Origin of the sequence: Eubacterium sp. MSJ-13, assembly GCF_018918235.1 — a bacterium.
GTDB lineage: Bacteria > Bacillota > Clostridia > Lachnospirales > Lachnospiraceae > Butyribacter.
The window spans coordinates 1-26,796 of the sequence record NZ_JAHLQE010000100.1 but is presented as its reverse complement, the minus strand read 5'-3'; the positions used below and the strand labels follow the sequence as shown (position 1 = coordinate 26,796).

At 37.2% G+C, this 26,796-nt stretch carries 20 protein-coding genes and 1 pseudogene; 19 read left to right on the top strand and 2 right to left on the bottom strand.

All coding sequences use genetic code 11. The features are described 5' to 3' along the window. Positions 1 to 37: 37 nt before the first annotated feature. From KQI69_RS06395 to KQI69_RS06355, 10 genes and pseudogenes are all read left to right on the top strand, one after another. Positions 38 to 3,190 carry a glycoside hydrolase family 3 protein gene (locus KQI69_RS06395; RefSeq protein WP_216564514.1) on the top strand — a complete coding sequence of 1,051 codons (3,153 nt, stop codon included), beginning with the start codon at positions 38 to 40 and terminating at the stop codon, positions 3,188 to 3,190. 488 nt (positions 3,191 to 3,678) lie between these two features. Beyond that, positions 3,679 to 6,324: a pyruvate, phosphate dikinase gene (gene ppdK, locus KQI69_RS06390; protein WP_216564513.1), complete on the top strand. Its 2,646-nt coding sequence runs from the start codon at positions 3,679 to 3,681 to the stop codon at positions 6,322 to 6,324. 320 nt (positions 6,325 to 6,644) lie between these two features. Further along, positions 6,645 to 8,327: a methyl-accepting chemotaxis protein gene (locus KQI69_RS06385; protein WP_216564512.1), complete on the top strand. Its 1,683-nt coding sequence runs from the start codon at positions 6,645 to 6,647 to the stop codon at positions 8,325 to 8,327. Between the two features lie 280 nt (positions 8,328 to 8,607). Further along, the gene (locus KQI69_RS06380; RefSeq protein WP_371818758.1) at positions 8,608 to 9,594 is read left to right on the top strand and encodes a hypothetical protein; all 987 of its coding nucleotides are present in this window, start codon (positions 8,608 to 8,610) and stop codon (positions 9,592 to 9,594) included. 249 nt (positions 9,595 to 9,843) lie between these two features. Continuing rightward, a complete protein-coding gene (locus KQI69_RS10670; protein WP_371818757.1) occupies positions 9,844 to 10,062 on the top strand; it encodes a response regulator transcription factor in 219 nt (72 codons plus the stop codon). Between the two features lie 154 nt (positions 10,063 to 10,216). After that, positions 10,217 to 10,417: pseudogene (locus KQI69_RS10665) on the top strand (winged helix-turn-helix domain-containing protein); the annotation flags it as partial. Positions 10,418 to 10,545: 128 nt separating this feature from the next. Further along, positions 10,546 to 11,733, top strand: a complete 1,188-nt coding sequence (locus KQI69_RS10660; protein ID WP_216564510.1) for an ATP-binding protein — start codon at positions 10,546 to 10,548, stop codon at positions 11,731 to 11,733. 63 nt (positions 11,734 to 11,796) lie between these two features. Beyond that, positions 11,797 to 12,054, top strand: a complete 258-nt coding sequence (locus KQI69_RS06365; protein ID WP_216564509.1) for a hypothetical protein — start codon at positions 11,797 to 11,799, stop codon at positions 12,052 to 12,054. Positions 12,055 to 12,075: 21 nt separating this feature from the next. Next, on the top strand, positions 12,076 to 12,699 hold the full coding sequence (locus tag KQI69_RS06360) for a hypothetical protein (RefSeq protein ID WP_216564508.1): 624 nt from the start codon (positions 12,076 to 12,078) through the stop codon (positions 12,697 to 12,699). A gap of 194 nt (positions 12,700 to 12,893) precedes the next feature. Then, the gene (locus tag KQI69_RS06355) at positions 12,894 to 13,811 is read left to right on the top strand and encodes a hypothetical protein (protein ID WP_216564507.1); all 918 of its coding nucleotides are present in this window, start codon (positions 12,894 to 12,896) and stop codon (positions 13,809 to 13,811) included. A 22-nt stretch (positions 13,812 to 13,833) separates the two neighbouring features. Here KQI69_RS06355 and KQI69_RS06350 read toward each other — a convergent pair whose 3' ends face one another. Next, positions 13,834 to 14,259 (bottom strand): XRE family transcriptional regulator, encoded by a 426-nt coding sequence (locus tag KQI69_RS06350; RefSeq protein ID WP_216564506.1) that lies wholly within the window; start codon positions 14,257 to 14,259, stop codon positions 13,834 to 13,836. Between the two features lie 16 nt (positions 14,260 to 14,275). Continuing rightward, positions 14,276 to 16,303, bottom strand: a complete 2,028-nt coding sequence (locus KQI69_RS06345) for a serine/threonine-protein kinase (protein WP_216564505.1) — start codon at positions 16,301 to 16,303, stop codon at positions 14,276 to 14,278. 173 nt (positions 16,304 to 16,476) lie between these two features. Between KQI69_RS06345 and KQI69_RS06340 the strand changes: the two genes are divergently transcribed. The 9 genes from KQI69_RS06340 to KQI69_RS06300 all read left to right on the top strand — a co-directional run. After that, complete coding sequence (locus KQI69_RS06340) at positions 16,477 to 16,644, top strand: hypothetical protein (protein ID WP_216564504.1); 168 nt, start codon at positions 16,477 to 16,479, stop codon at positions 16,642 to 16,644. A gap of 14 nt (positions 16,645 to 16,658) precedes the next feature. After that, a complete protein-coding gene (locus KQI69_RS06335; RefSeq protein ID WP_216564503.1) occupies positions 16,659 to 16,871 on the top strand; it encodes a hypothetical protein in 213 nt (70 codons plus the stop codon). Positions 16,872 to 17,068: 197 nt separating this feature from the next. Then, positions 17,069 to 18,046, top strand: coding sequence for a Gfo/Idh/MocA family protein (locus KQI69_RS06330; RefSeq protein WP_216564502.1), 978 nt, complete (start codon positions 17,069 to 17,071; stop codon positions 18,044 to 18,046). A gap of 104 nt (positions 18,047 to 18,150) precedes the next feature. Further along, positions 18,151 to 20,052 carry an HD domain-containing phosphohydrolase gene (locus tag KQI69_RS06325; RefSeq protein WP_216564501.1) on the top strand — a complete coding sequence of 634 codons (1,902 nt, stop codon included), beginning with the start codon at positions 18,151 to 18,153 and terminating at the stop codon, positions 20,050 to 20,052. Positions 20,053 to 20,096: 44 nt separating this feature from the next. Beyond that, positions 20,097 to 20,714, top strand: a complete 618-nt coding sequence (locus KQI69_RS06320; RefSeq protein ID WP_216564500.1) for a flavodoxin family protein — start codon at positions 20,097 to 20,099, stop codon at positions 20,712 to 20,714. A gap of 401 nt (positions 20,715 to 21,115) precedes the next feature. Then, positions 21,116 to 21,460 carry a hypothetical protein gene (locus tag KQI69_RS10595; RefSeq protein WP_216564499.1) on the top strand — a complete coding sequence of 115 codons (345 nt, stop codon included), beginning with the start codon at positions 21,116 to 21,118 and terminating at the stop codon, positions 21,458 to 21,460. A gap of 60 nt (positions 21,461 to 21,520) precedes the next feature. Beyond that, positions 21,521 to 22,330, top strand: coding sequence for a response regulator (locus KQI69_RS06310; RefSeq protein WP_216564498.1), 810 nt, complete (start codon positions 21,521 to 21,523; stop codon positions 22,328 to 22,330). A 118-nt stretch (positions 22,331 to 22,448) separates the two neighbouring features. Then, positions 22,449 to 23,123, top strand: coding sequence for a hypothetical protein (locus KQI69_RS06305; protein WP_216564497.1), 675 nt, complete (start codon positions 22,449 to 22,451; stop codon positions 23,121 to 23,123). Between the two features lie 276 nt (positions 23,124 to 23,399). Further along, on the top strand, positions 23,400 to 26,796 hold a 3,397-nt coding region (locus KQI69_RS06300), incomplete at its 3' end, for a PT domain-containing protein (protein WP_305836770.1).

The window sequence follows — 26,796 nt, the reverse complement described above, 5'->3', positions numbered from 1 at the left end:
AGATTTATAATAAACGCCTGAAGAAAGTGAGGAAGATATGGCTGATAAAAAAATAAAGAATCCTTTATGGAACTCTGAACTTGATATTGAAAAAAGACTCGATTTTCTGGTTGAAAATCTTACTTTAGATGAAAAAATCAGATGTATGAGCAATGCAAATCCTGAAATTGAGAGACTTGGGATAAGAGCTTTTAATATAGGGGGAGAAGGTGCACATGGAGTACAGGCAAGACATGATCAGGGCTGGGATCTCAGAGAACCTGATTATACGACGATTTTTCCGAACCCTATCGGGATGAGCAGGTCATGGGACCGGGAAATGATTAAGGAAGCTGGAAAAGTTACCGGGATAGAGACAAGAGGATTGTTTGATGCCGGAAAAAGCGGTTGTCTTTCAGTCTGGGCACCTACCGTAGATATGGAGAGAGATCCGAGATGGGGAAGAAATGAGGAGGCATACGGAGAAGATCCTTACCTTACGGGTGAACTTGCGGGTGCATATGTTGAGGGTATGCAGGGGGATGATGCTTTTTATCTTAGATGTGCGGCAACATTAAAACATTTTTATGCGAATAATGTTGAGGAGGATCGTACTTTTGTATCTTCGTCAGTTGATCCGAGAAATAAGCGTGAATATTATCATGAGCCATTTCGGAAGATTATTGTGGAGCATGGAGCAGAGGCGGTCATGACAGCATACAATGAGATAAACGGAGTGCCTTGTATGCTTATTTCTGATATTAAGGATTATGCGAAAAACAAGTGGGGACTGCATCATGTTGTAACAGATGGCGGTGATGTGCTTCAGACGGTAAATCAGCACGAATATTTTGGTACGGACGCACAAACGGTTGCGGCTGGATTAAAAGCAGGTATTGACAGCTTTTCAGATAATACGGTTAAGATAGAGGGAGCAGTTAGAGAGGCATATGAGCAGGGACTTATTGATATAAATGATATCAATGAAGCGGTCAGGAACCGGTTTGGAACTATGATAAGGCTTGGACTGTTTGATGCATATGGAGAAAGTCCTTATTCGCATATAACAATAGAAGATGTTGGAACAAAGGAAAATCAGGAAACGGCACTTAAAATCGGACAAAAGTCTGTTGTGCTGCTGGAGAATAAAGGAATACTTCCAATTGATGCATCTAAGGCAGATGGGGATATATGTGTACTCGGACCTTTGGCGGATGTCTGGCAGCTTGACTGGTATTCAGGTCTGCCGCCATATTATGTGACGGGACTTGAGGGAATCAGGAAATATGTCGATGCCCCTTTTGAAAAGGGCGTATGTGAATTTAAGATAAAAGCAGATGGAAGATATCTCGGACTTGACAGAGATGGAAGGCTTATCGTTACTGATAATGCAGAGGCAGAAGTATTCCAGATAGAACAGTGGGACAAAAAGCAGTTTACATTAAAAAGCAGTTCAAACGGAAAATTTCTGTCTGTAAGGGACGATATTGAAGGCGGCGAAAGTGGGGATATCTGTGCATTTAAGGACAGGGCATTCGGCTGGTTTGTAAAAGAGGCTTTCAAAATATCAGAATTTAGTGGAGATATTTCAAAAGACAAAGCGGAGAACGGACAGGTTGTTTTTGACTGCTCGGTTGCGTGTGGAGTGACAAGTTGGAACGATGAGGCCTTTTATATAGATGAAAGCGGGATACTGCGTGTTGAAAGTGTTTTAGATATACAACAGAGCTGTGGGATTAGTTGGAAAGATGGTGCAGACAATGAAATTTTGTCAGAGAAAAACAGTGATGATGCTGATGTAAAAATATCGAAAATAAACAACTTTGAATTTGAACTTGTTTCAGATGGTATTGCGGCAGCGGCGGAACTTGCAAGAAAAGTTAAATATCCGATACTTTTCCTCGGTGGCGATCCGATGGTTACATGTAAAGAGGATGTTGACAGAGATGATATAGACTTTCCTACATATCAGCAGAGACTGCTCGAAGCTGTATATGAGGCAAATGAAAATGTAATCGTTGTCCTGATATCAAATGTGGCATTTGATATCTCATGGGCAAAAGAACATGTGAAAGCAATGATATTATCAGCATCAGGCTGTATGGAACTTGGGACGGCGATTGCTGACAATATCTTTGGAAAGGTAAGTCCGGCAGGAAGGCTCAGTACGACATGGTATAAAGATATTACAAAACTTCCGCCAAAGGAGGATTACGATATAATAACCCATCCAAGGACTTATGCTTATTATGACGGGGAAGTTCTGTATCCTTTTGGATATGGAAAGACATATTCTGAGATAAGATATCAGGATATGGAGGCAGAAATCAAAGATTATACGAAGATTGCAGTGGGCGTAAGTATTGAAAATACAGGTGAGTATGTGACGGATGAGGTTGTGCAGATATATGTGACAAAGAAGGACTCAAAAGTTCCGCGTGCTATAAGAAAACTCAGGGCATTTGAAAGGGTAAAAAATCTGAAACCACAAGAAAAGAGAAAAGTTTATTTTGAAATAAAGATAAGTGACCTCAGATATTATGATGTTGTTGAAGAAAGGCTTATTCTCGAAGATGGTGATTATATTATACAGGCAGGCTCGTCAAGTCGTGACACTCACTTGAAACAGACAATAAGCATAAAGGGAACATCAAGAGGCACAAGGGATGCATGGCAGGCGATAAAGGCAGATCATTATGATACATATGAAAATGTTTATCTGCATGAAGGCGTAAATGGATTTGATGCAGTATGCACTTTGGACAATAAAACAGAAGGTGAAGTTTCATATAAGAATGTGTGTGCTTTTGATACGAACATAACCGGTGCAGATGGAAATGAGCCGGCAAATGATGATGGAGTGCCAGCGGCTGAAATAATTGATGATTGCAAAAATAAAGCAGATAGGAATAAATATAATCTTGAAATACTGGCATCAATAGAAAATGGGGGGATGGTAGAGGTCTTTGCAGATAATGAGCTGATTGGCAGATTTGTAAAAGGACAGACAAAAACCGCTGATATACACAGCGAGATAGGTACGGCGGCATTCAGGACGGACAAAAAAATGCCGTGGGCAGCCTTTGGAAGAAAGATAGATTTCAAGAAATATAATATCGTGCTTGACGGTTCAAAAATCCCTGACGGGGAATTTGAGTTAAAACTAAAGATGAGAGGGTATATTAGGGTTTGTTGTTTGAAGATGGTCTGAAGCTGTCAGCCGCTGCTTCGCAGCTTTTGCTTATTCGCGCGAAAGCAAAGTGAGGAAGGAACAAATTTATTTGTTACTTCTGAGCGCGCTTGCGGGGTATTTGACCTCATATAATAAATGAAAGGTTATTCTGCCATAAAAAGAGAATTTGGCATACAATGAACAAGCTCCTTGTATGCCAAATATCTTTTTATAGCGGAACTGTTACAAATTTTTTAATATTTTGCAAAAAAAGATTTTTACATTTTGATTTTATATGTTATACTATACATAGCGGCTTCATGCGGAACGGAGAATGTCGTATTTATTGATTGACATAAGTACAATCCTGAACGCAGGGGATGTACCGTTTCCTGTCTGACAGGATATACAGATATATCTGACATGAAGTCAGTTTTATGCCGGATTTTCATTTTGGAATGATGGCGGTTGTAGTGCGATTTATATCGTGGACAATTATTTATTCATATTTAGGAGGTAACTTTACAATGGCAAACAAATGGGTATATATGTTTAGCGAAGGCGACATGACCATGCGTAACTTACTCGGTGGTAAGGGTGCTAACCTTGCAGAGATGACAAATATCGGTCTTCCTGTACCACAGGGATTTACAGTAACTACAGAAGCTTGTACACAGTACTATGAAGATGGTCGTCAGATTAACGACGAGATCATGGCTCAGATCATGGACGGCGTTAAGAAGATGGAAGAGATCAACGGAAAGAAATTCGGAGATTCTGAGAATCCATTATTAGTTTCTGTTCGTTCAGGTGCTCGTGCTTCAATGCCTGGTATGATGGATACTATCCTTAACCTTGGTTTGAATGACGACGTTGTAGCTACAATGATCAAGGGAAACCCAGACCCAACATTTGAGCGTTTCGTATATGATTCATACAGACGTTTCATCCAGATGTTCTCAGATGTAGTTATGGAAGTTGGTAAGAAATACTTCGAGCAGCTCATCGACAAGATGAAAGAAGAAAAAGGTGTTAAGTATGATGTAGATCTTACAGCACAGGATCTTAAGACTCTTGCAGAGCAGTTCAAGGCTGAGTACAAGAATCAGTTAGGAACAGACTTCCCTTCTGATCCAGTAGAGCAGATGAAACTTGCTGTAGAGGCTGTATTCCGTTCATGGGACAACCCTCGTGCAAACGTATATCGTCGTGACAACGACATCCCTTACTCATGGGGAACTGCAGTTAACGTAATGCCTATGGTATTCGGTAACTTAAACAATGAATCTGGTACAGGTGTTGCATTTACTCGTGACCCTGCAACAGGTGAGAACAAACTTATGGGTGAGTTCCTTATCAACGCACAGGGCGAGGACGTAGTTGCAGGTGTTCGTACACCAATGCCAATCGCTCAGATGGAGCAGGAATTCCCAGAGGCATATGCTGAGTTCGTTAAGGTTTGTGATACACTTGAGAATCACTACCATGACATGCAGGATATGGAGTTCACAGTTGAAAACAAGAAGCTTTACATGCTTCAGTGTCGTAACGGTAAGAGAACAGCTCCTGCTGCATTAAAGATTGCTTGTGACCTTGTTGATGAAGGACATAAGACAGAAGAAGAAGCAGTAGCTATGATCGATCCTCGTAACCTTGATACACTTCTTCACCCACAGTTCGATGCTGCTGAGTTAAAGAAAGCTACTCCAATCGGAAAAGGACTTGGTGCTTCTCCTGGAGCTGCTTGCGGTAAAGTCGTATTTACAGCAGAAGACGCTGTAGAGTGGGCTGAGCGTGGAGAGAAGGTTGTACTTGTTCGTCTTGAGACATCTCCAGAAGATATCACAGGTATGAAGAGTGCACAGGGTATCCTCACAGTTCGTGGTGGTATGACATCTCACGCAGCCGTAGTTGCTCGTGGTATGGGTACATGCTGTGTATCAGGATGTGGCGATATCGTTATGGACGAAGAAAACAAGAAATTTGAATTAGCAGGAAAGACATATACAGAAGGTTCTGAGATTTCTATTGATGGTACAACAGGTAACATCTATGATGGTCTTATCCCAACTGTAGATGCAACAATCGCCGGTGAGTTCGGACGTGTTATGGCTTGGGCTGACAAGTACAGAACACTTAAAGTTCGTACAAACGCTGATACTCCTGCAGATGCTAAGAAGGCTCGCGAGCTTGGTGCTGAAGGTATCGGACTTTGCCGTACAGAGCATATGTTCTTCGAGGAAGACAGAATTGCTGCATTCCGTGAGATGATTTGCTCAGATACAGTAGAAGAAAGAGAAGAAGCACTTGCTAAGATTCTTCCTTACCAGCAGGGAGACTTCGAGGCTCTCTATGAGGCACTTGAAGGAAATCCTGTAACAATCCGTTTCTTAGACCCACCACTTCATGAGTTCGTTCCTACAGAGGAAGCTGACATCGAGAAGTTAGCAAAGGCTAAGAATAAGAGTGTAGAAGAAATCAAAGCTATCATTGATTCACTTCACGAGTTCAACCCTATGATGGGACATCGTGGATGCCGTCTTGCAGTAACATATCCTGAAATTGCTAAGATGCAGACAGCCGCAGTTATTCGTGCAGCAATCAATGTAAAGAAGAAACATCCAGATTGGACAGTAGAGCCTGAGATCATGATTCCACTTGTTGGAGAGGTTAAAGAGCTTAAGTATGTCAAGAAGGTTGTTGTTGAGACAGCAGACGCTGAAATCGCAGCAGCAGGCATCGAGATGAAGTACGAAGTTGGTACAATGATCGAGATTCCAAGAGCTGCACTTACAGCAGATGAGATTGCTAAAGAGGCTGAGTTCTTCTGCTTCGGTACAAACGATTTAACACAGATGACATTTGGTTTCTCTCGTGATGATGCAGGTAAGTTCCTTGATGCTTACTATGATGCTAAGATCTTTGAGAGCGATCCATTTGCAAAGCTTGACCAGACAGGTGTTGGTCAGCTTATGGAAATGGCTGTAGAAAAAGGAAAGAAAGTTCGTCCATCACTTCACTGCGGTATCTGTGGTGAGCACGGTGGAGATCCTTCATCAGTTGAATTCTGCCATAAGATTGGTCTTGACTATGTGTCATGCTCACCATTCCGTGTGCCTATCGCAAGACTTGCAGCAGCACAGGCAGCAATTGCAGAGAAAGCAGCTAAATAATATTGGCTGAAAAATAGTAGATTTTTGTTAAGATAATCTATTGGTGCAAAAAAATAATTAAGACCGTCAACCTAGTAAGATTGGTGGGTTGATGGTCTTTTTACATGTAATTTTATATTTATTAAAAATGTATAAAAACTAATAATAAATGTATAAAAATTGAAACAGAATGACTATGCCCAATTTCTTAAAATTTAAATAAGAGAATGAGTTTTTTTTCAGAAAGGGAAAGTAAAAAGAATTGTTTGATAAGAATATTTCGTAATTAAAATGTATGTGATATTGAATTAAATTAAGTTTTTTACAACAGAAAATACATTATGGATAAATTTTTAAAAAATAAGAAAGTCGGAAAGAAAATAAGTACTGTAATAAATATTGTTATAGTACTGTTCGTGATAGGAATTATTATAAGTTTTGTTGGACTTACGATGGTCAACAGCAACATGAAAAGATTTTATAAGCAGCCATATGTAGCAACACCTTTACAGATGGAGATACAAAGGGATGTACAGCTTACTGCAAAAAATATCTTATGGTCTGCATTGGAACAGGATGAGACTGCAACTAAAGAAAAAATAGATGAAGCAGCAGCAGCATGTGATGAAGTTACAAATAAAATAAATACACTTAGATCTACATTAGACAATGATACTTTATTAAATGAATTAGACAGTGCATGGCAGGAATTGAAACAGGTACAGGAACAGGAACAGCAGCTTTGTACAAACAATGAAACTGAAAAGGCACTTGAACTTTTTAATGGTGATTATACTACACTTACAAAGAATCTTCAAAGTGTTTTAGAAAAAGTTGCAGATAATGCAGACTCAAATGCAAAAACAGCATACAGTAGTTCACAGGTTACAACTGTTGTAGTATATGTATTGATGATAATTATCTCAGCTATCGCAATAATAGCAGGAATGGTATTGACACGCAAGTTAGGAGAGCTTCTTACATTGCCTATAAATGAATTGAAGGCAGCAGCAGTTAAGATTTCAGAAGGTGACTTTAATTCAACTATCGAATATGAATCTCCTGATGAACTTGGTGATCTTGCAATCACATTCCGTGAGACTTGTGTTGTATTAAAGAAAATTATTAGCGATCTTGCAGGTGTTACAAGAGAACTTGTTAAAAATAATTATACAGTACAGTCTGGAAATCTTGAACTTTATGTTGGAGAGTTCAGACCTGTTATTGATGACCTTATGAGCATGATAGGTGGTCAGAGTGAAACAATGAAGAGCATCAAAGAAGCAGCAGACCAGGTATCAACTGGAGCAGGTCAGATGGCAGAAAGTTCACAGTCATTAGCAGAGGGAGCAACAGAGCAGGCAGGAGCAGTAGAGGAATTAACAGCAACAATCGATGGTGTTACATCAGTTGCTGCAACAAATGCAGATACAGCATTAGCTTCATATGAAAACTCAGATTTGTACCGCAGACAGGCAGAGACAAGCAGACAGCAGATGGAAGCTTTATCACAGTCTATGGAGCAGATTAAATATGCATCACTTCAGATTGAAAATATCATTGGTGAGATAGAAGATATCGCATCACAGACAAACCTGTTGTCATTAAATGCAACAATCGAGGCTGCAAGAGCAGGAGAAGCAGGAAAGGGATTTGCGGTAGTCGAAGACCAGATAAGCAAACTTGCAACAGAAAGTGCAGAATCAGCAGCAAGAACAAGAGAACTTATCATGAAATGTACAGAAGAAGTTGATAATGGAAACCGTCTTACAAGTGAAACATCAAGTGGATTGGCAGATGTTATCAATGGTATTGATGTTTTAGCTAAATCTGTTAAGGAATCAAGTGATAACTTCAGAACAAATGCAGATACTTTGAAAGAGGTATTGCTTGGAATAGAGCAGATAAGCGGAGTTACACAGAATAACTCAGCCGTAGCAGAAGAATCTTCAGCAGTAAGCGAAGAATTGTCAGCACAGTCAGTATCACTTGACCAGATTATCGGCAGGTATAAGTTACTGTAGGAAGATAGGAACAATAAATGCACATTTGGAAAGGTGTGTTTGGTTGTTTAGGATTTGTAAAAGGGAAATGATGAATTGAAAAAGCGATAGAGTAAAATTAGAAGACCGCGGGCTTACTAAAATAAATAGTGAGTTTGCGGTCTTTTGTTATTGATGACAGCAAGCACGATATATCAGCAAAATCCAGTTGATTTCATAACAATCGTTGTTTATAATAATGTCAAGGCATGGAACCTTTTGTGAAAATAATAAGGTACAATGCATAACACAAGAGGAGGAAATGTCAACTTTGAATACAGAAATAAGAAATGCGATTGCTGCAGCAGATGATAAAACACAGTATGATACTTATGCAAAGAGACTGCTTGCACAAAAAAGTATATTAGCAAATATATTAGTAAAAACGGTTGCTGAGTTTAAGAATATGAATCCGAGTGAGGTGGTAAACTATATTGAAGGTGAGCCGAAAATTGGGATTGTGCCGATTGAACCAGGATTAACAAATGCAGAAAAAACAGATGAATCAGGACAGAGAATAATAGGGTTTAACACAGAAAATGCTGAAATCAATGAGGGCATGATAAGGTTTGATATTGTATTTTATGTTAGAATACCATCATCAGATAATGAAGATAACAGATTAATAAAAATCATAGTAAATATAGAATGTCAAAAAGATGAACCAACTGCATATAGCATATTAAACAGGGCAATCTTTTATGTGAGCAGACTCATATCATCGCAAAAAGAAAGAGATTTTGTAAATTCAAACTATGATGACATAGAGCAGGTATTCAGCATATGGGTTTGTATGAATATGAGCAATAACAGTATGGCACATATTCATCTTACAAAAGATGAAATACTAGAATCTTATGAATGGAAAGGAAACCTTGATTTGCTAAATATTGTAATGATAGGAATAACAAATGAACTTCCGGAAAAAGATGAGAAATATGAACTGCATCGTTTGATTTGTACATTGTTGTCAAATGAACTGAATGAAAATGAGAAGTTTGAGATTCTTGAGAAAGAATATAATATTCCGGTCAATACAGAATTGAGAGAGGATGTGAGTGTTATGTGTAATTTGAGTTTAGGAATAGAGGAAAGAGCTGAGGCAAGAGGCGAGGATAGAAAAAGTGAAAGAGTTGCTATAAATATGTATAAAAAGGGATATACGATAGAGCAGATATCAGAAATCATAGAGTTGAGTAAAGAGGAAGTAAAGAATATTATAGAAGATAAAGAGTCTGTGTTGGTGTAAGTATCCCTGTGGTGTTCAAATACTGCACACACAGCCATTACTTAAAATGAATTAAATACAGTGATTATATGATTAATACCGCAGAATTGCTAAAATTAGTGAGCCTGCGGTATTTTTAATGATATTTATATAGATTTATTACTTTACGGGTTCATTACTTCTTTATGTTATAATCAAAATATAAATTTTTATGCTGCTATAAAAAATAAGCACAAGTATATGATAGATAACACAGAACAGGAGATTGCTATGGCGAATATTTTGGTTGTTGAGGATGACATACATATAAATGAACTTATAAAAATGAATTTAACTCTTGTTGGACACACCGTTATTCAATGTTTTTCGGGGGCGGAGATTGATGAGGTCATGGAACAACACAATATAATAAACAATAAAAATAACTTGCCAATTGACCTTATTATTTTGGATGTTATGCTGCCCGGACGCTCAGGATTATATTGTTAAGCCATTTGAGATGCTCGAACTTATTGCAAGGATAGATGTTGTCCTAGGGAGAAGTCACAAGGGCGAGCGGACATTTAAGTTAAAAGATGTAACTGTGGACTTGGATAAAAGAACGGTTAAAAAAGCGGGTGAGGAAGTGGCACTTGCACACAGGGAATTTTGCCTGCTGGAAACGCTTATTCATAATAAAAATATTGCACTTTCCAGAGAGAAACTTTTGGAACTGGCTTGGGGGTATGACTATGAGGGTGAGACTAAAACGGTAGATGTTCATATACAAAAACTGAGAAAAAAGCTCGGATGGGAAAATGAGATAAAGACGGTTATCAAGGTTGGATACAGACTGGAGGTTTGAGCTTGAAAAAATTCTTATATTTTGTTTTGAAAATTCGTAGTAAAGTGTCTGCGGTGGAATTATGGAAAAAGATATATATTATTTGTATGATTATATCTATAGTGTTTTTGTATGGAGTGGTATATCTGGTGTTTCACACAGTATATCAGAGGGATATAGCTGAGCAGCAAAAGCAGGCATTAGCAGAATTTAAGGTAATGGAATCCGGTGTAAAAAGAAATATGGAGTTTTTATCAAATGAAAACCGTTTTGAAGAAAAACAATTGAAGCGTATTATACGAATGTTTGAACAATATTATGACAGACAACATGCTTACATAAAATTTTGGTCTGATAAAGATGGGATTTATCCTGACAATGTAGGAAAATTGCAGGAAAAAAATTTTAAATCTGATTATAAATATCTGGTAGAGATTTATTCAATAAAAAAAGTAACAACTGCAAAAGTGACGGGACAATTTGTTTATAATCATAAGACATATAGTATCTGGTATGAAAAATCTTTGTCAGATTTTGATAAAACATGGAATACTCTTAAAAAAAGATTTATCTATATAAGTATTTTGACTTCATTTATTATGACAATTTTATTATGGATTGTGCTGCAAAGATTGTTCAAGCCGATAAGGATATTGACAGAAGCGGTTTCTGATATGCAGTCGGGAGATTATAGCAGGCGTGTAAAAGTATATGGGAATGATGATATAGCTATGCTTGGTTATAAATTTAATGATATGGCTAAAATGAGGAATACCGAAATAGAAAAAAATAGTTTTAAGACTGACGAGCTTATACAAATATTAAAAAACAAAAAATATAAAAAACAGGAGGAAAAAAATATTGTATTGATATTTAACAAAGCCGCTGATGAAATATATGGAAATATGATTTTGCTTGAAAGTCTGATGGTTAATATGATACAAAACGCAGTTTATGCAAGCAATAAAGCTGGAAAAATATATATAAATATTTTTGTGGAAAAAAATTTTACTATGGAAAGTTCCAAACAAAATAATAGTCATAAACAGATTATGCTTTCAGATAGTAATTTAGGTTGTAATGATAATAATAACAGAGCAGATTTTATTAAGATAACAGTAAAAGATTTTGGCTGTGGTATAAAAAAGGATGATATAAAACACATAACGGAGGCCTTTTATTGTGTTGATAAGGCGAGGGAAAGAAGTGAAGGTCGTACCGGAATTGGCTTGTTTTTGTGTAAGCAGATTGTAGATATTCATAACGGAAGTATGTCTGTTATATCAGAAATTGACAGAGGAACGGAATTTACTATTTCATTACCTTTTCATACCTGAGATGTAACTTTTGATGATTATCATATGTTTACAAGATGAAAAACATTTAAGGGGGAAAGGCTTATGTGGAATAAAAAAATGATTAAAAATGCTGGTATGGTTGCCGTGATTTTGGTGTGTATATTAATTGCGACTGGTATATTGGGTTATGGCATTAAAAAAAATGAAAGTAAGACATATTCTCTTACAGAAAAAAATATGCAGAAAAATGATGTGACCGAAAATAAAAAAACTGACAGTAAAAATACTCAACCAAAACAGAAGAATCAAAAACAAGTTGACATAGAAGGAGGAATTACTTTTGAAGAGGCAAAAAAATAGCTTTAGATTATCATATAAAACATGGGGGCTAAAGATGATTTTGAGTGGAATGATAAAGCAAATGGAATAAATTATAGAGATTATTCAGATCCATCCACACGATATTATTATATTGATATGAAACTTCACAATTCTGATAAACTTAATAATTATGAAGTGTATGAAATAGAACCATCTATTGGAAAAATAATTGGTTACGGTAGAGATAATTTTAAGAGCGGTGTGACGAAAGAAGAAAAGATTAGTGAAAAAGTTATATGCGATGATGCGAATAAACTGGGATATGCACCTAAAAGCTGGAATAATATTGAAAAGATATATAGAGACAATGAGGGAAGTAATCTCAGTTGGAAAAATATGAGTAAAGAACATAAAAAAATTCTGAAACAGGCATATCATAAACAGTATAAAGCTGTGATAAACAATATGCTAACATCTTACAATTTATGTAAGGATAATGAATATAAAGTTTTGGGTGCGGCAGTAGACAGTGAGATAGGCACATATTACAATAATAGTGATGGAAATCGTGTATTTTGCAGATGTGGAATTTTATTTAATTTAAGGCTTAAAAATGGTGAAGAATTATTTGTATGGTTTGATCAGGTGACGAAAGAGTTAATTAATTATATATTATATTATTGAAACCATATGTTCACTAGAATATAATGTTAAATATATTATAATATAAATAATACTTTTTGAGCAGTAAAAAATACATTTGGGGAGTATTAGGATTTTAAAACGCATATATGGATATTGATAGCCTTATCAAAACAGAAAAAACGGCATGGTAGCTATGATAAAGTTGTGAATAGTAATTAAATAGTTTATTTATCATGAAAGGAAAAACATTGAAAAAAGAAACAGTATATTACCATCTTCCGGGATTATTTGAATTTTACGAGTTATACCGCAGATTTCTAAATTTATTCCGCAAACACAGGGAATATTTTTACGACTGGTGCGAGATTGGTTCTATATACGGTGCTCCGGCAGATTGTATATGGGGTGGTGGTCGTACCGGATTTGGCGAATATGATGCACAGGAAGTTATTGCATTAATGCAGGAATACGAGATATCGGCAAGACTGACTTTTAGCAATTCATTGCTTAGAGAAGAGCATCTCCATGACAAAAAATGTAACGAATTGTGTGCTTTATTTGAGAGTGTTAAACATAGCAAAAACGGTGTGATAGTTCATTCAGATTTATTATTAAATTATCTGAAAGACAAATATCCTGATTTATATTTTGTTTCTTCAACAACAAAAGTCCTGACAGATTTTGATGACTTTTTAAATGAAGTAAATAGAGAAGATTTTAGTTATGTAGTGCCTGATTTTCGTTTAAATAAATCATTTGACAGATTAAGTTCAATGTCTCAGATGCAGAAAGATAAAGTTGAATTTTTGTGCAATGAATGTTGTTTTGTTGGATGTAAGAATAGAAAATACTGTTATGAAACGGTAAGCCGTAAAAATCTTGGGGAAAACTGTCTGGAACATTATTGTACTGCACCTGACTCGGATAGTGGTTATCTTTTTTCAAAAGCAATGAAAAATCCGACATTTATTGGAACAGACGATATAAAAAATATTTATCTTCCTATGGGATTTACAAATTTTAAGATTGAAGGCCGTGGACTTGGAAGTGCAATTGTTCTAGAATTTCTTCTTTATTATATGACAAAGCCGGAGTATCAGATTAATGTGAGAGAGGAGATATATCTTGATAATATGCTTGACTTGTTTTAAAGAAAAAAGAAACAGGACGCTTTCAGATTGAAAGCGTCCTTTCATTATGTGTATATAAATATTCATTCGTCTGTATAACCGTATACTTTTGATGAAGTGCAAACATGATATACGCATCTCTTTTAACTCTTGGATAGAGTGAACCTACATTTCCGTAATAAAGTAAATGATTTGTTTCATCGACCGTTAATGGAAAGCCAAATGCAAGTTTGAGCAGGATGTCCCTGCTGGGATGTTTTTTTCCCTGAAATATCTGGTAACCGTATGTTGTGTCAAGCTGTGCCTGTGTAATCACCGTCATTTTTGAGGTGTTATGTATTTCAAGCATGCGTTTTAAATATTCTGCTAAAGTAACCTCGTCGAGAGAGTCTTTTTTATCTTCTGACCAGCTTTCAAGTGTGTCAGAATTTGTGATTTCATTTTTTAATTCTTCAGTTGATTGTTTCATTGTATTTCTCTTTTCTTTAGTTTTGAGTATAAAAGGTAAAATTTGAGTATTCAAAATCGTCTTTTATATTTGCTACTTTATTATGGTATAGATGCACAGTGACATCTGAACCGTTACAAAATTTCTTAAAGAATGATTTTTTAAATGTTATGTATGTGTTTGTAGGGTCAATGCTGTAATATTTAGTGCTTAAAGTAATGTCTAAATCCGGAATTGTAATTTTGGTGATTGTCCGTCCATATGCATTGGCAAATGCAAATGTCTGGGCTGCTGGGTTTTCAGGCTGGTATTCAAAACATCCGGGTGATATACCAAACTGGTTAAATGGTGCTGTGACCATATTCAGATTTTCTATAATCTTTACTTTAGCAGTTATAAATGCATTATCACAATCGAGAATGAGTTTATAAGTGTTGTTAAGCTCTAACACAGATAAAAATTTATCTGATATTTTTACTATTTGGCTATGGACAAGTGACCAGTATTTTGCAGGAACAGCATAGGTATTTTCGGTGGTGGTATCTTCAATATAAACTTTTTGTACTTTATATTTGTTTAATACATCTGAGCCTACATTTAAAGGTGTTAATGAAGGTTTATTTCTCAAATAAAAGAATACAAACATTATTGAACTTCCTGTTTCATTGTTATAGGAATCAAGATAGTAGCCAATCTTTCCTGTAAGATCAACAGTTACAGGTGAGGAGAGTTCAGGCGTTGTTGTTTTATTTGGGGCAGGTGTGTTTGTATTAGTTTTATTATTGTTACTCTGTGCAGTTTTTTTATTAGCTGTAGTTTTTTTGTTTTTTACAGTATTTTTATCTGTTGTAGTCTTTTTGCCTTGAATAGTATTTTTATCTGCTGTTGTCTTTTTAATATTTTCGTTTGTTTTATTAATGCTGATAGATTTATTATTGTTTACCTTTTTGGCATATTTTGTGCTTTTATCTGCATCAGACTTTTTGCTTTTTGATGAATTTTTTGTTTTATCATCAGGTGATTTCGTAGTTTTTTTAGTTATTTTGCCAGAGTTTTGTTCATCTGCTATGCTTTTTGTATTATTTTTATCAGCTCTATCAGGTGAAGTGGATACAGGCATAGCTGTGTCAGATATATCTGTTGGGGTTTCTGGCTGATAAGATGCATCATTTAAAGCGGATTCCGAAGTCGGTGCATTTGTGGTTATATGTTCTGCACTGATAGCCTTATTTCTGTGATTTGTAAATATAGCAAAACCTATTGCGAGACAAAATAGTGCAAGTGCTGTAATTGCACTGGCTATAAACAGTTTTTTGGGATATTTATTATAATTGTTTAACTCATGCTGCAATTCATCTATATTCTGATATCTTGCAGAAGGGTTGAACATGGTACATTTTTGAATTATATGAATCAGCTTTTTTGAGAGCGTATTCGTTGAATTATACAATTCATCTGCATCGAAAGTTTTTTTGGCAGAGACTTTTGGAAGCTGTTTGCCAGAAAATAATTCGTACATAACAGCGCCTAAGGAATAAATATCGCTTCTTTCATCTGTCTGCGAGTAGCCATAATGTTCAGGAGAGGCAAATGCTGCAGTTCCTAGATGGCAGGTATCAGTATCAGCGTTTTCTTTGTATTTTCTGGCAGCATCAAAGTCTATTATCTTAACAATACCGTCTGAAGATACAATGATATTTGAGGGCTTTAAATCCTTGTGTATAATAGGAGGATTTTGGCTGTGAATTATCTTGAGACCATCACAGACATGTGAGATGAGCTGGATAATTTCTGCTTCTGACAATTGTTTTTCATTGATATAATTATCAAGCGTAAGTCCGGATATATATTCTTCCACGACCGTTGTGATATCGCCAGTTGTTTCATACGATAAAATGTGCGGAATATGTATATCATTTATGGAAGCAATAGATTCCAAAACATCTGTATTTGCATGGGAGAGTTCTTTTACGACAACTAATGTATCAGAATTTTTTATATTTGCCAGCCATACTTTATTGTAATCTTTTTCTGATATAAGTGATATTTTTTCATACATTATCATAGCGTCCCCTCCTAGACAAAATCTATATATAGTATAGCAGATGTATGTTTAAATTGGAATTAGAAAAAAGGCATAAAATGGTGTGTATTATGCTGACAGCATAAGACTTTTTGGGAAAAAACATATACACTAATATATAAACATGAAAAATAAAAATAAGGAGGAAAAAGATTATGAAGCATAAATGTGGTTATTGTGGAGGTACAGGTATTGTCGAGTGTGATTGTACCGGAGGATGTGGCAAAAAATATGCAGATGAGGACTGTCCCATGTGTTTAGGAAAAGGGGTTCATATCTGCCCTGAATGTAATGGAACAGGAAAAGCAGAAGATGATGAATAAGGAGGATTATAAAAATGGGATTTTGGAATAGTGCACGCAATTTTTTAGAGAGTGCGAATGACTTTATTGAAGAGCGCAACGAAGAATTTGAAGAAGAAGTGAAAACTAGACAGCGTGAAGCTATGGATAAAGTAAATGAAATGGAGGCAAGAGGTTATCAGTGGGGAGATAAACAGGAAATGGTTGATAACTTCAAAGAGAAAGCACATAAAAATGGTATTTATTAAAGGAATTTAATATTTTTGTTAATTATCATATATTAGAGTAAGTTACTTAAATTACAAAAAGGCTATTGTTTTACTGATTATTAGTAAATTTAATAGTCTTTTTTTTATACAATATTTGAAGTGGGCATCAAATAATGTTAAACTTTACCTAAATGATTTTGCGAAAAATAATACAAATCAGGAAAGGCGGTCGTATTATGAAGGAATATAGTGTAGGAATTATAGGAACAGGCGGTATAGCACATACAATGGCACGCACACTTGCTGGAATGAATGGTGTCAGGTGTGGCGCAGCGGCGTCAAGAACTTTGGAAAAGGCTCAGAAATTTGCGGATGAATTTGGAATTGAAAAAGCATATGGTTCGTATGAGGAGCTTGCAGCGGATGATTCAATAGATCTGATATATATAGCAACACCACATTCAGAACATTTGGCAAATGCGAGATTGTGTATCAGTCATCACAAACCTGTTTTAGTGGAAAAGGCATTTACTGCAAATGCAGGGCAGGCGGAAGAACTTTTTTCTTATGCAAAAAAGGAAAATGTCTTTGTGACAGAGGCAATATGGGTGCGTTATATGCCGTTTTTAAATAAGATAAAAGAGGTGCTTGCAAGTGGTGTGATAGGTACGCCGACTATGCTTACAGCAAATCTTGGATATGATATAGATCAGAACAAGAGATTGACAGATCCAATGTTAGCGGGTGGTGCATTGCTTGATGTTGGTGTATATGCATTGAATTTTGCATCTATGTTGTTTGGCGATGATTATGAAAGAATCTGTTCGGCGTGTACATATCATTCTACAGGAGTGGATGAACAGGATAGTATGACGCTTATTTATCCTGATGGAAAGATGGCTGTCTTAAATGCGTCCATGTTGTCTGTAAGTGACCGCAAGGGTATCATTCATGGAGATAAGGGTTTTATGGTGGTGGAAAATATAAATAATTTTGAGAGCATATCCGTATATAACAAGGCTCGTAAGAGAACTGCCTATTATGAGAGGGAAAAACAAATTACGGGATATGAGTATGAAGTGCAGTCTGCACTTGATGCAATTGCAGACGGAAAACTTGAGTGCAGTGAGATGCCACATGATGAAACTATGCGTATGATGAAGTTGATGGATAAATTAAGACAACAGTGGAATGTAAAATATCCGTTTGAGTAAAATGTGAGAGCAGATTTATATTTTTTATTTATTCACATCTAAAAACAATATCTGCAAAATAAATGATTAGTTAAATATCATATGGATAAGGGGATTGGAGTTATATGAAAAATTTAAGTAAGAAACAGTATATTACAACACTTATAGTGTGTTTTCTGGCGATAACAATTTTATCTTTTTGTACGATTCAGGCATTTTACAAGAAGGCTGTCAGTGATACGCTTTCTGTCGGGGAGAGTGCACTTAAACAACAGATGGAGCAGATGGATTCATATCTGTCAAGAGGAATGGATGCGGTTGAGCTTACTGCTATTACTGTAGAATACATGCTTCGTGAAAATTACAGTAGTGATGATATTTTAAATTTTCTTACAGAGGAATCAAAGTATTATAAGAGAGATGTGGATAAAAGTTTTACTGGTATATATGGACTTTTTGATGGGGAGTACCTTGACGGAATAGGATGGCAGCCTGGAAAGGGTTATGTGCCGCAGGACAGGGAATGGTATAAGGCGGCTGTTGCGGCAGAGGGAGAGCCAACATTTGTTCAGCCGTATCTTGATGCCCAGACCAATACTGTCATGGTTTCGATAAGCCAGCTTTTGGAGGATAAAGAGAGTGTTATATCACTTGATATCGACCTTGGAACACTTCAGGAGGAAACAGAAGCCATAAAACTTAATGGTCATGGGTATGGCTTTGTATGTGACAAAACGGGACTTGTGGTTACACATTCAGATGACAAAAGTATCGGTAAAGACTATTCAAAAGGGGAGATGTCACCTATTTATAATAAAGTGGTATCAGGTGGAGATCAGATTTTTACTTACAAGATGAAAAGTGGTAAGGTAACAGTGTTCTCTGCTCCTATAATGGACGAGTGGTATGCGGTCATGGTGATAAATAATGATAAATTATATCAGAAAGTCAGCAGGCTTATCATATATGATGTTTCGTTAAGCATTGTGCTTTATATAGTGATAGTTATTTTTTGCACAATGTCAAGACGCATCACTATGCGTACATTAAATGAACTTGATGAGACAAATAATGAGCTTATTGAAATAAACGACAGCGTAATGCAGGCACTTGCAAAAACAATAGATGCAAAGGATAAATATACAAAAGGTCATTCTGTCAGAGTGGCAAATTACAGCAGGGAACTTGCGGCGCGTATGGGAAAATCAAAAAAGGAGCAGGATGAAATATATCAGGTAGCACTTCTTCATGATATGGGAAAGATAAGAATACCTGATGCCATAATAAATAAACCGGGAAAACTTACTGAACAGGAATTTTCAATGATAAAACTTCATCCTGTAACGGGTTACCATATTTTGAAAGGAATACGAAGATTTAAAGATCTTGGTATAGGTGCAAAATATCACCATGAACATTATGACGGGACAGGTTATCCAAGTGGGCTGAAAGGTGAAAATATACCTGAGATAGCAAGGATAATCGCGGTTGCAGACAGTTATGACGCAATGGCATCAAACAGAAGTTATAGAAATGCTCTGCCGCAGGAGGTTGTTCGTGGAGAGATTGAAAAAGGAAAAGGCACACAGTTTGATCCTGCTATAGCAGATGTAATGCTTCAGATGATAGACGAAGATAAAAATTATGATATGAAGCAGACCGATGAATTAAAGCGCAGGATACTTGTTGTTGACGATCAGAAAATGAATCTTATGCTTGTAAAGGGAATCTGCAAGGATGAGCCTATGTATGAAATATTTACATTAACATCCGGACAGGAGGCAATAGATTTTATAAAAGATAATGAAGTTGATCTTTTATTGCTCGATATAGAAATGCCGGAGATGGATGGTTTTGAAACATTGTCAAAGATTCGCGAGTTTTCGGATATTAAGGTTGCTTTTATAACGGCTACGAGAGATTATGATACGATTGAAAAGGCAAGAGGACTTGGAGTGGAGGATTATATCACTAAACCTTTCTTACCGGCTGTATTTTTGGAGACGATCCATGGTATAATTGACTAAGAAGCTTTTTAGAAAGCATAGTTTTATGAGAGGAGATACAGACAATGAAAGTATTAATGATCAATGGAAGCCCAAGAGTAAATGGAAATACATCTATTGCACTTGGTGAGATGAAAAAAGTATTTGAGGCAGAAGGTGTTGAGGCTGAGATAGTGCAGGTTGGCAATAAGGATGTACGAGGCTGTATTGCCTGTCGACGCTGCGCAGAGCTTGGAAAATGTGTTTTTGATGATGTGGTAAATGAGCTGGCACCTAAATTCGAGGAGGCTGACGGTCTTGTAATAGCAAGTCCGGTTTACTATGCATCTGCTAATGCAACGCTGATAGCAACTCTTGACAGACTATTTTTCAGCACACATTTTGATAAAAGCATGAAGGTCGGAGCAAGTGTAGTATGTGCAAGACGCGGTGGATGTTCAGCTACATTTGATGAGCTTAATAAGTATTTTACCATAACAAATATGCCTATTGCATCAAGCCAGTATTGGAATTCTATACATGGACGTGAGCAGGGAGAGGCAAATGAGGATGAGGAAGGTAAGCAGACTATGCGTGTGCTTGCAAGAAACATGACATTTCTTATGAAGAGCATTGCGCTCGGCAAGGAGAAATTTGGACTTCCGGAAACAGAAGAACATGCATGGACACACTTTATCAGATAATAAGATATTGACATTGTCTGGCAGCAGAACAGATAGCAGATACCCGCTTGAAAGAAAGCGGTTGAAATCTGTCGGTTTTAGATGATGTGAGTTTGCACAATGATAATATGCGAAAATGGCAGTTTATATAGAAGAAAATGAAATCGACAGTTTTTTTTGCATATGGTATAATATTTTGTATTGGAAAAGTAAAGTGCAGCATCATTGGCACTATTCTGAAAATTATGGGATTCCAAGTGAAAGTTATCACTCTTTTACTTTATAGGGAAATGCTTGTATAGTAGTGTGATATATAAATACTTAGGAAAAAGAATGGTTCAGATGTATAAACTGGACTGTTCTTTTTTTGTGAAATAGAAAATAGGGAGATCGGATGAGAAAAGAGGAAGGAGGTAGAGCACATGAAGGGCATAAAAATATATGAGGAAATGGATTATTTAAGTGACTTTAGCGGATTTGGAGAGGAGACCTTATCGACCGTCCAAAAAGCGGTTTCAAAAAATAATGCTGTAGGTGCGATCGTCGGAAGATATGATGAAAAGCTGACTATTTTATCGGTAAGCAGATATATGCTTGATAATCTTGGCTATGATTATGATGAGTTTATGAGCTTTACAAAAGGTTCATTACGGAAGAAGAGGACAGCTGCCAATTGTTGCAATGACAGCCAATGCTTTTGCGGAAGATGTGCAGATGGCGAAGAACACAGGAATGAATTCGCATATAGCAAAGCCTTTGGATTTTAATAAACTTAATAGGATACTGCGGGCGTATCTAAATTAGTAAAAGAAGGGGTAGAGGGATATATGAAAATTATAGCAGCGGATGATGAAGTAATAGCACTGGAAGAGCTGGAAGAAGCAATAAAAGAGGCGGTCAAAGAAACAAAATATGAGGAAGCGGAGCTTTCATGCTTTCGTAATCCAGAGAAGTTGTTAGAATATGCCAGTGAACATGCATATGATGTAGTATTTCTTGATGTAGAAATGGGAGCAATCAGTGGGATTGATGTGGCAAAGCAGCTAAAGATATGGAATCCAAAGGTTAATATTGTGTTTGTAACGGCGTATAGCAAATATATGGCAGAAGCTTTTAAAATGCATGTCAGCGGTTATATAGAAAAACCTGTCACAGCAAAAGTAGTTCGCGAGGAGTTGGATGAACTAAGGATTCCAGTGCTGCCTTCAAAAAAGAATATATTGCATGCAAGATGTTTCGGCACATTTGATGTATTTGTAAATGGAAAAAGTCTTAGCTTTGATAGAAGCAAGACAAAAGAAATGTTAGCATATTTGATTGATCGTAGAGGAAATGCTGTAACATCCGGTGAGCTTCGTGCTGTATTATGGGAAGATGCGGAGTCAGATTCTAGTAAAGCATCTTATCTTCAGAAATTGAAAAAAGATCTTAATAAAACATTGAAGGCGCAGGGGTTAGAGGATATTTTTATGACTTCCTGGAACAAATATGCCATTGATGACCAGAAGATTTCTTGTGACTATTATGATTATCTGGATGATAAGCCGGAGGGAGTTCGTGCCTATAACGGTGAATATATGGCGCAGTATAGCTGGGGAGAGGTTCGGAATGTAATTCTAAGAGACAGGGAAAATTGAAGGAATTATCTTGAGTTAGTATGATTTGTCCCAAATTTGTCCTATTTGATTTGCTATAATGATAAAAAATGTTAGTAGTATGTCATGAAGAGAACAAAAGAAAGGACGGATGTGGATAATGAAGCGATTGAAGACAATTCACAGAAGAATATTTGCCGGAATTCTGGCAGTAGCGATGGTGGTGACATCGGTATCTGTGCCGGGAGCGGCAAAGAAAGCAAAGGCAGCAGAAGAGGAAGAGGTTCTGACATTTGGAAAATATGATAGCGCATCACAGACATTTAAGGATGCGACTGGAAGCAGTGATGACAACGTGAAGTATAAGAGTATTGTAATCTCGTATACATTAAGCAAATTAGATGAAAGTGAGAACATTGAGCTTCCTACGGTAAGTGGATACACTTATAATGAAGGTATCAGTGGCGACTATTCTAAAATTATCAATGTAGACAATACAGATGGTAAGACGGCAAAGGAGATTGCCGAGGAATATATCAGACAGGTTAGATTTAATGGTGGCGAAGCAGGACAGAGTGTGAATGTATCGTTAAGTACAGACGTGATTAAGTATAAGACATTTTACTGGGGTGGAAATGGACATTACTATCAGTATGTTCCGTTTGAGAAGTCAGGAAGTGAGCAAAATACCTGGAATGCTTCCTATGATAATGCCAAAAAAATGACATATTCTGGTCGAAAGGGATATCTGGCGACGGTAACGAGCAAGGAAGAGGATTTGTTTATAAAAGAGGCATCTGCAGCAATCGGATGGCTTGGTGGAACCAGATTATAGGCACAAAGTGATGTTGAGTTAAAGGATTCTAATGTAACATTTGAACAGGCATTTGGGGAAAGTGTATCCGGTGGGACAACATGGTACTGGGCATGTGGACCGGAGGCAGGAACCACTTTTTATGACACCGAGTCGGTAGATGCAGATACATATGCGACTAAGGATCAGGAGAATACAAAAAAAGGATATTATTTTAACTGGGAACGTGGTGGTGGAAGCCGATATGGTTATGAACCAAACAATCCAGATACAAACAATCCAGATAGTGGTAGCAGTTTGGGAGAAACAGTATTGGCAACGCTTCTTTTGGGAGATGGTAGTTATGGAGCTAGTACACCGGATGTTAAAAACTATTCCTGGAATAATTTGAGCTATAATAGTACTAATATTTTGGGAAGTTGGGATGCAAAGGGATTTTTTGTAGAATATGGCGATCAGTTGAATGGTGATAGTTCTGATTCTTCTACATCATCTTCTGCAAGCTCAGCATCTGCAACAGCCGGGATTGCCGGAACATTTCCACAGTGGTTAAGGGATGCGGGTGTCGAGGAAAAGGATGTGACATACTCTGGAAGAGAGAACAAGCTCGTATTTAATAAAGATGTTACACTGACAGATAGTATTGCATTGCCTGCAGGAAGAAAAGAACTGACGATTGACCTGAATGGGAATACAATAACCGGTTCTTCTGGTAAGCCTGTTATCAAGGCAAGCAGCGATACAAAGAAATTACAGATTGAAAATAAGAACGGAAATGGTTCTATCGTAGGCTGTGATGGTGATGAAACAAGTAAAAATGGTGCTACTGCAATTGATATGTCAGCTACCAGTGGTGCTACATTAAATATCGAAGGTAATGTCAGCATCAGCGGAGGAAATGGTGCTGATAATAAAGAAGAGAATGGAACAGGTGGTAATGGCGGCGATGCGATTACCGGCGGCACAAATTTGAAGGTTAATATTTCCGGTGCTACAAGTCCGGCGAAGATTACCGGAGGAAATGGTGGTAACGCATTGGGTGATAACGGAACCGGAGGAAATGGTGGTGCCGGAATCAGTGGAAGCAATACTACCATTATAGTTGGTGAAAGTGCAAGTAAGTTGACAAATATCATCGGAGGAAACGGTGGTGATGCGTTAATCGCTGGCGGAACCGGAGGAAATGGCGGTAACGGTGTTCAGGGAACGAGTGTTACGGTAAATACAAATAGTTCTGTCAAAGCAGGAAATGGTGGTAATGGTATAACAGCTGCTGGACAGGGTGGAAACAGTATTGTGAATCCGGATGGAACTCCACAGTCAGATTCTAAGCCTGGAGAGAATGGTAAGGCTCATACACATCAGTGGGTATATTCTGTAGATCCTTCTGCGGAGAACATAATTCTTGCAACTTGTGATGCTTCAGATTATGAATGTTCTTATCATGATAAGAAAAATGCAGAAAAGCTTGTTTTAGAGGCAGTGGATATGGAATATTCCGGAGTTGTTTATGATAAAGCGAAAACGAAAACCAGCATTGGATTTCCTTCGGCTAATCCAACTCAGGAAATTACTTACTATAAAGCAAAAGAAAAAGGAAGCACAGAACTTGATGGCACAGCACTTGCTTCTGCTCCGACAAATGCCGGAGATTATGTAGCGGTATGTACGGTTACAAAAGATGGTGCGTCAGGATCTGGTGTACAAGCAAAAGCAGCATTTAGAATATCAAAGATTAAGCAGAATGCAACCATTAGTATGTCTGATTATACATATAATGGTGTAGTGGCTGAGCCGACGATTTCCGGAGTAAAAGAGATTACTGGAAATGATGGAATTGAGTGGTATTATACAACAGAGAATGTAGCTGAAAACGGTAAAAAGTGGGAAAATATCGATAAAGATACCTTAGATGCAGATACATATTATATGTATGCAGTAATTCCAGAGACAACGAATTATGCAAAGACAGTGACGGATACGGTGTCATTTAAGGTAAGCGGTTCAGATATGACAGGAATTACAGCACCGGATGTTGAAAAAACATATGATGGTAACAAATATGGTATTTCAGTATCAGGAACACCAGATGGGGCTACGATTAAATACGGAACAGAGAATGGAGTTTATAATCTGTCAGAAAGTCCTTCTTACAAGGATGTAAAGATGTCAGGTGATCAGATTGATACATATACAATTTATTACGAAGTAAAGGCAAGAGGATATAACCCATATCAGGGTCATGCAACAGTTAAGATCCAGCCAAAAGAAATCACCGGAATTGAGTGGGATGAAGATACTCTGACTTTGACATATAATGGTACAGAGCAGGCGCCTACGGCGAAAGTAAAGGGGCTGATTGACGGAGATACATGTACTGTTGTTGTGGGTGGCACACAGAAAAATGCAAATACAACAGATGCTAAGTATACAGCTACGGCAATAGGACTGGGCAATGCAAATTACAAACTTCCGGATACATTACAGGCAACAGTAGAGTATACGATTACTCCAGCTGCACTGACAACCGGTATCAAGATCACTGTAGCAGATACATGTATAAAGTATACAGGAGCAGATGTTACACAGACTATTGCTAAGGTTACGCTGAACGGAAAAGACTTAGTGCTTGGAACAGACTATGAAATTGATACAGATAACAGCGTGCTTACTGCGAAGGATATTGGAAAATATACGATTGCGATCAAAGGTAAGGGAAATTATAAAGGTTCTGCAACAGCCATATGGTATATTACAGACGAGGATGGACATATCTGGCCATCTGAGTGGACAATCATAAATGAAGCAACAGCATCTAAAGAAGGCAAGAAGGAAATGACATGTCTTATAGACGGATGTAGTTATAAGAGAATTGAGAGTATTCCAAAGACTGGCTCAGAAGATGCAGGAATTACAAGTCTGTATAAGTATGCAGAAATAGAAGACAGGGCATCTATTAGCGAGGCAGTGGTAGGAAATACAAAGAAGGAATTACTGTCAGATGAAAAGATGTTTACATCAAGCGAGAAAGATGATATTGAAGCAGGTAGAAATGATGCAAGAGTATGGTTATATATTGCTAATACAGATGTGACTGGTCTTTCGCCTGACGATAAGGCAAAGATGCAGGCTGAAGCCGAAAAGATAGTAGGTCAGAATGCAACACTTTTCTACTTTGATGCAGATCTGTATAAAAAGGTTGGCAATAGTCAGAAAGTTCAGATTCATGAGACGGGAATTAATGTTAAAGTAAGTATTCGCATTCCAGATGAACTGTTGAATCACAATACTTCCATGGTTCGTGAATATAAGATTATTCGTTCGCATGACGGTAGTACATCTTCAACTATATCGCCATCTCCAAGTCCAGGTGTAAGTGTAGATGTGTTGAGTGGAACATTTACAGAGAGTACAGGAATGTTTACTTTTGAGACAGATCGTTTTTCAACATATGCGATTGCTTATAAGGATACTGTAAAGAGTAATCCATCGACACCGTCTTATCCAGTTGTACCGAAGCCAAATCAGAGTGCACAGCCAACAGTAGCACCGACAGCAGAGCCAAGCGTACAGCCGACAGTAGCACCAACAACAGAGCCGAGTGTACAGCCGACAGTAGCACCAACAACAGAGCCAAGTGTACAGCCGACGACAGAACCAACAGCAGAGCCGAGTGTACAGCCGACGACAGAAC